A 7422-nucleotide genomic window follows, 5' to 3' on the forward strand; every position below is an offset into this window, starting at 1 on the left:
CTGGAAAAATACGTTATTACCAAATTGCCTAAAAATATTGTCAAAGGCAACAAAATTCAAGACTACGATCAGCTTGCCACTTACATCCAACATACTTACACACAATTACGCAGTTCTTGCAAAAATATTGTTGCGGCTGTGCCACAAAATTTGGCGACAGTCGAGCAAATTATTTACAACCCGCGTGATACCGATTTGGACTTGGAAGAGTTTGTCGAGGCGGAAGTCGGCCAATTTGCGCCTATTGAAGAAATGAACTACGACTTTCAAGCCGAAGAAGTCGGTTCGGGCCAGCATGTTTTAGCTGTTGCCGCTAAAAAAGACGATGTCGAACCGCGCATTGAAATGTTTGAAAATGCGGGCTTGCCTTTGTCCGCTTTGGATTTGGACTTACTGGCGCAACGCAATGCCTTCGTTTATTGGATGAATACGCATGCTCCCGAAATGGCAGAGGAAAAAGTTGCTGTGTTCGGCATTCATGCGACGCAAATGTATGCCCTGATTCTGCAAAACGGCCGCATTCTCTATAAACAAGAAACTCCGGTCAGCACAGAGCAGCTCAATCAGCTGATTCAGCGTACTTATCGGGTAACGGAAGAAAAAGCCGCTCAAATGATGGCTTCCCAAAACAAACCTTCCGACTACCAGTCTCAGATTGCCGACCGTTTTAATGTGCAGGTTGCGCAAGAAGTTCAGCGGGTTTTGCAATTTTACTATACCACGCAGGCCACTGATTCTTTCGCCAATATCAAACACATCCTACTGACCGGCTTTACCGCTCAGCAGGCAGGTTTGGCGGAAAGCATTTTCTCGCAAACCAATACGGCAACAGAATACCTGCATCCGATTTCATATGTGGAACGCAGTGCAAAAGTAGAATTGCCGCAGTTTCAAATTGATGCGCCGTCACTGACGTTGGCGTTTGGATTGGCATTAAGGGGACTTTGAGAACATGATCGAATTAACCAGAATCAACCTTCTTCCGTATCGGGAAGAGATTAAACAGCGCAAGCAGCAGCAATTCAAAGTATTGATGCTTGGCGCTTTTGCAGTGGGTTTGGGCTTGGCAGCCGCTACCTATCTCGGTATTGATAGCGCCATCAGCAATCAAGAAGGCCGCAACAACTTCCTGCAAACCGAAATCGACAGACTTGATAGAGAATTGGGCGAAATCGATAAACTTCAGCAAGAAAAAGAAGCCTTCTTGGCCAAGAAGCTGAAAGTGGAAGAGTTGCAGGAAAAACGCTATCAAGCAGCTTATATCCTTGATTCTTTGAATGCGCTTACGCCCGATAATACTTATTTGACTGCGTTGGAAGCAGAAAGCCCGACCAGCTATAAAATTAGCGGCCATGCCGTCAGCGACAATAAAATCGCCGTTATGATGCGCTCCCTGCCAAGTACAGGTATTTTCTTGCAGCCTGAATTGTTGAGCATCAAAAAAGTAGATAACTACCAAGAATTTACTTTGAAATCTTCAATCAACCAAGTGAATACGCCGGCTCCTGCACCGACTGCACAAAGCAGCAGTGAAATAGCCGAACCTGTGGCAGAACCTGCTCCGGAGGCTCAATAATGGCATCTAAAAACCTGAAACAATTGGACGTACAAAACCTGTACCTGCTCAATATGCCTTCAAAACTTTTGCTGGGAGGTTTGTTGATTGTCGGTATGTTGGCGTTGGGCTATGTCGGCGTATTTAAAGATCAGATTGAAACCTTGAATACGCAGGAAGCCAAAGAAGCAGAACTGAAGGAAACCTTTACGCGTAAAAGCATTCAGGCGGCAAGCTTGAACAATTTGAAGGCTGAATTGGCTTCTATCCGTTCTGCATTTGACGTTTTGTTGAAACAACTGCCGACCGATGCGGAAATTCCGAACCTGATTCAAGAGCTGCATCAGGCAGGTTCAACCAACGGACTGCGTTTGGACAGCGTTGCACCGCTCCAACCTGAAAACGATGGTCCGATTCAAAAACTGCCGTATCAGATTTCCATCACGGGCAAATACTCTCAAATCAGCCAATTTACCCGTGATGTAGGCGATTTGTCGCGCATTATTACGTTAGATTCTTTGAAACTCGTGAACGCAGGCGAGGACAAAGAAGGCAAAGGCAATAAAGGCGAGTTGACATTGAGTGCGATTGCGACGACTTACAAAGCCCGTCCGGCCGAAGAGATTGCTGCCGAATTGGCTGCGCAACAGGCACAAGAAGAAGGCAAACCTGCCGAGAATGAGCAAAAATAAAAGAATAGGGAAATCATGAAAAAAATCATCTTACTCTTAAGTCTTCTTCCCTTGGCAGCCTGTACGCAAAGCTATGAAGATTTGACTCAATGGATGACGCAAACCCGTCAGGAAGCAAAATCCAAGATTATTCCGTTTGAAGAGCCGACGGTTACATTGCCTAAGCCGTATAGCCCGCCGAACTTTAAAGGCATGAATGCGTTTGATTCACGCCGTTTGGACACTGCCCCTAAAGGCGGCAATGCGCCGGATGTGAACCGTCCGAAAGAAACATTGGAAGCTTTCAGTTTGGAAAATATGGCCTTTGTCGGAACACTGCAAAGCGGCGGCAAAGTTTCCGGATTTATCAAGGTCAACGACCATGTTTATACCGTTTATCCCGGAAACTATATCGGTCAGAATTACGGCAGAATCCAAAGTATTACTGAAGATAAAATTATCTTGACCGAGCAAGTTGAAGACAGCTACGGCAACTGGGTGTACCGGAAGGCCGAATTGCCATTGAGCAGTAAAGAGGCGGATTCTTCCAATAGCTCAGATAGTTCGAATTCAAATTAATTTAGGGGTCTCACTCGATTATGAAAACCAAGCACATGACAAAATTATTTGCCGGCTTCAGCGTTGCCCTCGCTGTTCAGACAGCCTTTGCAGGCAATATTACCGATATTAACGTTTCTACTTTGCCTGACAACCAAAAAATCATCAAAATCCGTTTCGACAAAGATGTCACCACACCTCATGGTTTTGTAACATCTACGCCGGCGCGTATCGCATTGGATTTTGCCAACACCAATATCCGTTTGCCTCAGCCTGTTTTGGAATATGCCGACCCATTGCTGAATCAAATTACTGCGGCGCAAAACAATGACCGTGCACGCGTGGTTTTGGGTTTGAACAAAATCAGCCAATACAATACTGAGATTCGCGGCAACGAAGTTTGGGTATTTGTAAACGAATCTACTGATCAAACCAATGCGGCCGTTGCAAATGAACGTGCGGCTACGCCGTCTACCGCGCGCGCTGCTCAGACTTATCAAGCCGTTTCAGCAGCCAATATCGATTTCCGCAAAGGCGCACGCAATTCCGGCATTATTGAATTGTCCGCCCCTGGTTTCAGCGGACAGCCGGATATTAAACAGCAGCGCGACCGCGTGGTTGTGACATTGAAAAACCATACTTTGCCGACACAAGCGCAACGCAGTTTGGATGTGGCTGACTTTAATACACCTGTACAAAATGTTACGCTCAAACGTATCGGCAATTCTACCCAGCTTATTATCCGCAACAATAATACGAATTGGGACATCAATACCAAAGCTTCTTCCGGACGCTTTGTATTTGAAGTATCGCCTAAAGCCGCCAATACCGAATCCGGCGGCTTAAACCACAATGCGAACAAATCGTTCAAAGGCCGTAAAATTTCTTTGGATTTCCAAGATGTAGAAGTTCGTACCATCTTGCAGATTTTGGCAAAAGAATCCGGCATGAATATTGTTGCCAGCGATACCGTCAAAGGCACTATGACTTTGTCCCTGAAAGATGTACCTTGGGATCAGGCTTTAGACTTGGTTATGCAGGCGCGCAATTTGGATATGCGCCGTCAAGGCAACATTATCAATATCGCACCTCGCGATGAATTGTTGGCAAAAGACAAAGCCTTCTTGCAGGCTGAAAAAGAGATTGCCGAATTGGGTCCGCTGTATTCTCAAACCTTCCAGTTGAAATACAAAAACGTGGATGAATTCCGCAAAATTCTGCGTTTGGAAGAATACGACAGCAATAATTCCAACACCCGCAACACTCTGTTGAGCAACCGAGGCAGCGCCTTAATCGATCCGGCCACCAATACGCTGATCGTAACCGACAACCGCGGCGTGATTGAGAAATTCCGCAAACTGATTGATGAATTGGACGTTCCAACCCGTCAAGTGATGGTGGAAGCGCGTATTGTGGAAGCTGAAGATACCTTCTTCCGCAACTTGGGCGTTAAATTCGGTTCCGGTGGTGCGATCGGCCGTACGGCATGGGGCAGCAACTGGAGCAATGCACAAACCAACTACAATACCAATGCCTCGTTTAACCGTGGCGACATAGGCTCCCGCACATGGACTTTGGATCCGAACGTCAGTCTGCCGACCGCAGCCGCAGTCAACAGCATTGCGCTGGTGCGTGCGTTCTCGTCCGGCGCATTGGGCTTGGAAATCAGTGCGTCTGAAGAACAAGGTAAGAGCAAAACCATTTCCAATCCGCGCGTGCTGACACAAGACCGTAAAGAAGCCAAAATTGAATCCGGTACGGAAATTCCTTACCAAGAGGCTTCTTCCAGCGGTGCGACTTCGATTACCTTCAAGAAAGCCGTTTTGGGCTTGACCGTAACGCCGAACATTACGCCTGACGGTCAAATTATCATGACTGTGAAGATTAATCGCGATACCCCGATCGACTGTACCGTAGATTCTCTGATGACCAAGTGTATCAACACCAAACACTTGAATACCCAAGCCATGGTTGAAGATGGCGGCACGCTGATTGTCGGCGGTATTTACGAGGAAGAAAGCACCAATGCGGTGAACAAAGTACCTGTTTTGGGCGATATTCCCGTTGTCGGCAATCTGTTCAAATCACGCGGCAAACGTGAAAACCGCCGTGAGCTGTTGATCTTCATCACGCCGCACATTATGGATAATGTGGGTAATAATCTGCGTTACTGATTTTTAAAATGACAAACAGGCATATCTGAAAAGGTATGCCTGTTTTGGTTTTCAGACGGCCTGAGATGAAAAGGCCATCTGAAAAACGACGAACTTTTCCACGAAACCACCATATCGTATAAAATGACCCACATGGAAAAAATCAACGGCAATTTAATTTTAATCGGGCTGATGGGCGCGGGAAAAACCACTTTGGGCAAGCAGCTTGCCCAAATGTTTGAATGCCCGTTTTACGACAGCGACTACGAAATCTGCACTTCTTCGGGCGTATCCATTCCGACCATTTTTGAGATGGAAGGGGAGGAAGGCTTCCGCAACCGAGAAACCAATATGCTGAAGAAGCTCGCTTCCCGGCGCAATATTGTTTTATCGACTGGTGGCGGCTCTGTCTTACGCAGTGAAAACAGACAGATTTTGCGCCAAAACGGCATGGTTGTTTATCTGCATGCCAGCCCTGAAACCTTGCTGGAGCGTACCCGTTACGACAGCAATCGGCCGCTGTTGCAAGTTGCCAACCCTTTGGCCAAACTGCAAGAGCTGTATGACCAACGCGATACGCTGTACCGTCAAACCGCCCATCTCGTCATCGAATCCGACAGCTGTCACAAAACGCTCAAACGCCTGATACAGGCTTTAGGCGAATAAACACGCTTTGCAAAGGAACACCATGCGCACACTGACTGTCCAAACCCCGTCCCATCAATATCCCATCTTTATCGGGCATAAACTGATTGAGCAGGCCGATACGCTGCTTCAGCCCTATTTAGGCAAAAAAGCAGCCATCATTACCAACGAAACCGTTGCGCCGCTTTATCTCAAACAGCTTCAGACGGCCTTAGACAGACTGGGTGTGCCGCATTTCAGCATTATCCTTCCTGACGGCGAAGAATATAAAAACTGGCAGACGCTTAACCTGATTTACGATGGCTTGATGCAAAACCGTGCCGAGCGCAAAACCACTTTAATCGCTTTGGGCGGCGGTGTGATAGGCGATATGGTCGGCTTCGCCGCGGCGACTTATCAGCGTGGCGCACCTTTTATCCAAGTGCCGACTACATTGCTCAGCCAGGTCGATTCCTCGGTCGGCGGTAAAACCGCTATCAACCATCCGCTCGGTAAAAACATGATTGGCGCGTTCTACCAACCGCAAGCCGTGCTGGCCGATTTGACCGTCCTGCAAACACTGCCGCAACGCGAACTTTCCGCAGGCATGGCGGAAGTCATCAAATACGGCGCATTGGGCGATGCTGAATTTTTTGCCTGGTTGGAAGAAAATATGGCCGACCTGATGGCGCAACACCAAGAAAAAATGGCAGAAGCCGTTTATCATTGCTGCAAAATGAAGGCCGATATTGTTGCCCAAGACGAAACCGAGCAGGGCATCCGCGCATGGCTTAATCTCGGCCATACTTTCGGCCATGCCATCGAAGCAGAAATGGGCTACGGCGTATGGCTGCACGGCGAAGCTGTTGCCGCCGGTTGCGTCCTCGCTTCCCGGTTGTCGCAAATTTTGGGCAAAACCCAACAAGCCGATACCGACCGCATTGCCGCTTTAATGGAAGCCGCCTCTCTTCCGTCTGCGCCGCCTGTTTTCTCCTTTGAAAAATGGATTGAACACATGAGCCACGATAAAAAAGTCAGCAGCGGCATCATGCGTTTTGTCGGTTTGGAATACTTGGGCAAAGCCAATATTACTGAAATTACCGATATGGAAATCCTCCGTCAAACCTTGCAGCCGTATTTGTGAGGAATGAATGAGGTTTGCTCCAAAATATAAAAAGGCCGTCTGAAAGGTATTTTCAGACGGCCTTTGGTTTTAAAACATTTTCATTTATCGGCTTAAAGCTAGATAAACCAATTTAGGCGGGTCGATTATTTAAAGCGTCTTTTTATCCAACTCGGCAATAATCAGCAAGCCGCTGTCAAAGCGTCGGCTGTCGGCCAGTTTCAGACGGCCTTGATGGCGTTTGACAATGGTGTTTGCGATGGAAAGCCCCAGGCCGGTGCCTTGTTGTTCGGTGCCGAGAATGCGGTAGAAAGGGTCGATAACGCGTTGGCGCTCGCTTGGGGGAATGCCGGGGCCGTCGTCTTCCACCCAGATGTTGAGGTATTCAGCGGTTTCGTCAAAGCCCAAATCGATGCGGCCGCCTTTAGGGGTATAGCGGATGGCGTTGTCGGTAAAGGTTTTGATGAGGGTGTAGATTTCAGTGTCGTCGGCGTGGATTTGGCAGTTGTTTTCAACGGCGACGCCGATGTCTTGACCTTTAGCTAGCGCCAGCGGCATGAGTTCCTGTAGGACGCGGCGGAATTGGTTTTGCAGGCTGATCAGGGTTTTGGGGCGTTGGGTTTCGGGTGCTTGGACGCGTGCGAGGGAGAGGAGTTGCTCCAGCAGGTGGCGGTTGCGCTGTATGCTTTGTTGCAACAGGGCGGACTGCTCGCGCGCTTCGGCGGACAGCTGCATATT

The 7422-nt window shown here is 48.1% G+C and carries 8 protein-coding genes; 7 read left to right on the forward strand and 1 reads right to left on the reverse strand.

All coding sequences use genetic code 11. From position 1 onward, the window contains the following. The 7 genes from pilM to aroB all read left to right on the forward strand — a co-directional run. Window positions 1–948, forward strand: a 948-nt coding sequence (gene pilM, locus ACTHSP_RS15570; protein ID WP_440346399.1) for a type IV pilus assembly protein PilM, incomplete at its 5' end; no start/stop codon positions are given. Between the two features lie 4 nt (window positions 949–952). Then, complete coding sequence (locus tag ACTHSP_RS15575; RefSeq protein ID WP_049328903.1) at window positions 953–1576, forward strand: PilN domain-containing protein; 624 nt, start codon at window positions 953–955, stop codon at window positions 1574–1576. After that, entirely contained in the window at window positions 1576–2247 is a 672-nt protein-coding gene (locus ACTHSP_RS15580) for a type 4a pilus biogenesis protein PilO (protein ID WP_003684514.1), read from the forward strand. Before ACTHSP_RS15575 ends, ACTHSP_RS15580 begins: the two co-directional genes overlap by 1 nt. Window positions 2248–2262: 15 nt before the next feature. Continuing rightward, on the forward strand, window positions 2263–2805 hold the full coding sequence (locus ACTHSP_RS15585) for a pilus assembly protein PilP (protein WP_003684527.1): 543 nt from the start codon (window positions 2263–2265) through the stop codon (window positions 2803–2805). A 20-nt stretch (window positions 2806–2825) separates the two neighbouring features. Next, complete coding sequence (gene pilQ / locus ACTHSP_RS15590) at window positions 2826–4958, forward strand: type IV pilus secretin PilQ (protein WP_440346400.1); 2133 nt, start codon at window positions 2826–2828, stop codon at window positions 4956–4958. Window positions 4959–5081: 123 nt separating this feature from the next. Then, a complete protein-coding gene (locus ACTHSP_RS15595; RefSeq protein ID WP_440346401.1) occupies window positions 5082–5603 on the forward strand; it encodes a shikimate kinase in 522 nt (173 codons plus the stop codon). Window positions 5604–5625: 22 nt separating this feature from the next. Then, a complete protein-coding gene (gene aroB, locus ACTHSP_RS15600; protein ID WP_137041559.1) occupies window positions 5626–6705 on the forward strand; it encodes a 3-dehydroquinate synthase in 1080 nt (359 codons plus the stop codon). Between the two features lie 129 nt (window positions 6706–6834). On the opposite strand, the gene ACTHSP_RS15605 is transcribed toward aroB, so the two are convergent. Continuing rightward, window positions 6835–7422: sensor histidine kinase (locus tag ACTHSP_RS15605; RefSeq protein WP_440346402.1), on the reverse strand; the 588-nt coding region annotated here is incomplete at its 5' end.

Source organism: Neisseria sp. P0001.S005, from assembly GCF_051963715.1.

Bases quoted from the DNA above. Each gene is read 5' to 3' on its own strand.
- ACTHSP_RS15580 (WP_003684514.1), top strand. From the start codon at position 1,576: ATGGCATCTAAAAACCTGAAACAATTGGACGTACAAAACCTGTACCTG.
- ACTHSP_RS15575 (WP_049328903.1), top strand. From the start codon at position 953: ATGATCGAATTAACCAGAATCAACCTTCTTCCGTATCGGGAAGAGATT.
- pilQ (WP_440346400.1), top strand. From the start codon at position 2,826: ATGAAAACCAAGCACATGACAAAATTATTTGCCGGCTTCAGCGTTGCC.
- ACTHSP_RS15585 (WP_003684527.1), top strand. From the start codon at position 2,263: ATGAAAAAAATCATCTTACTCTTAAGTCTTCTTCCCTTGGCAGCCTGT.
- aroB (WP_137041559.1), top strand. From the start codon at position 5,626: ATGCGCACACTGACTGTCCAAACCCCGTCCCATCAATATCCCATCTTT.
- ACTHSP_RS15595 (WP_440346401.1), top strand. From the start codon at position 5,082: ATGACCCACATGGAAAAAATCAACGGCAATTTAATTTTAATCGGGCTG.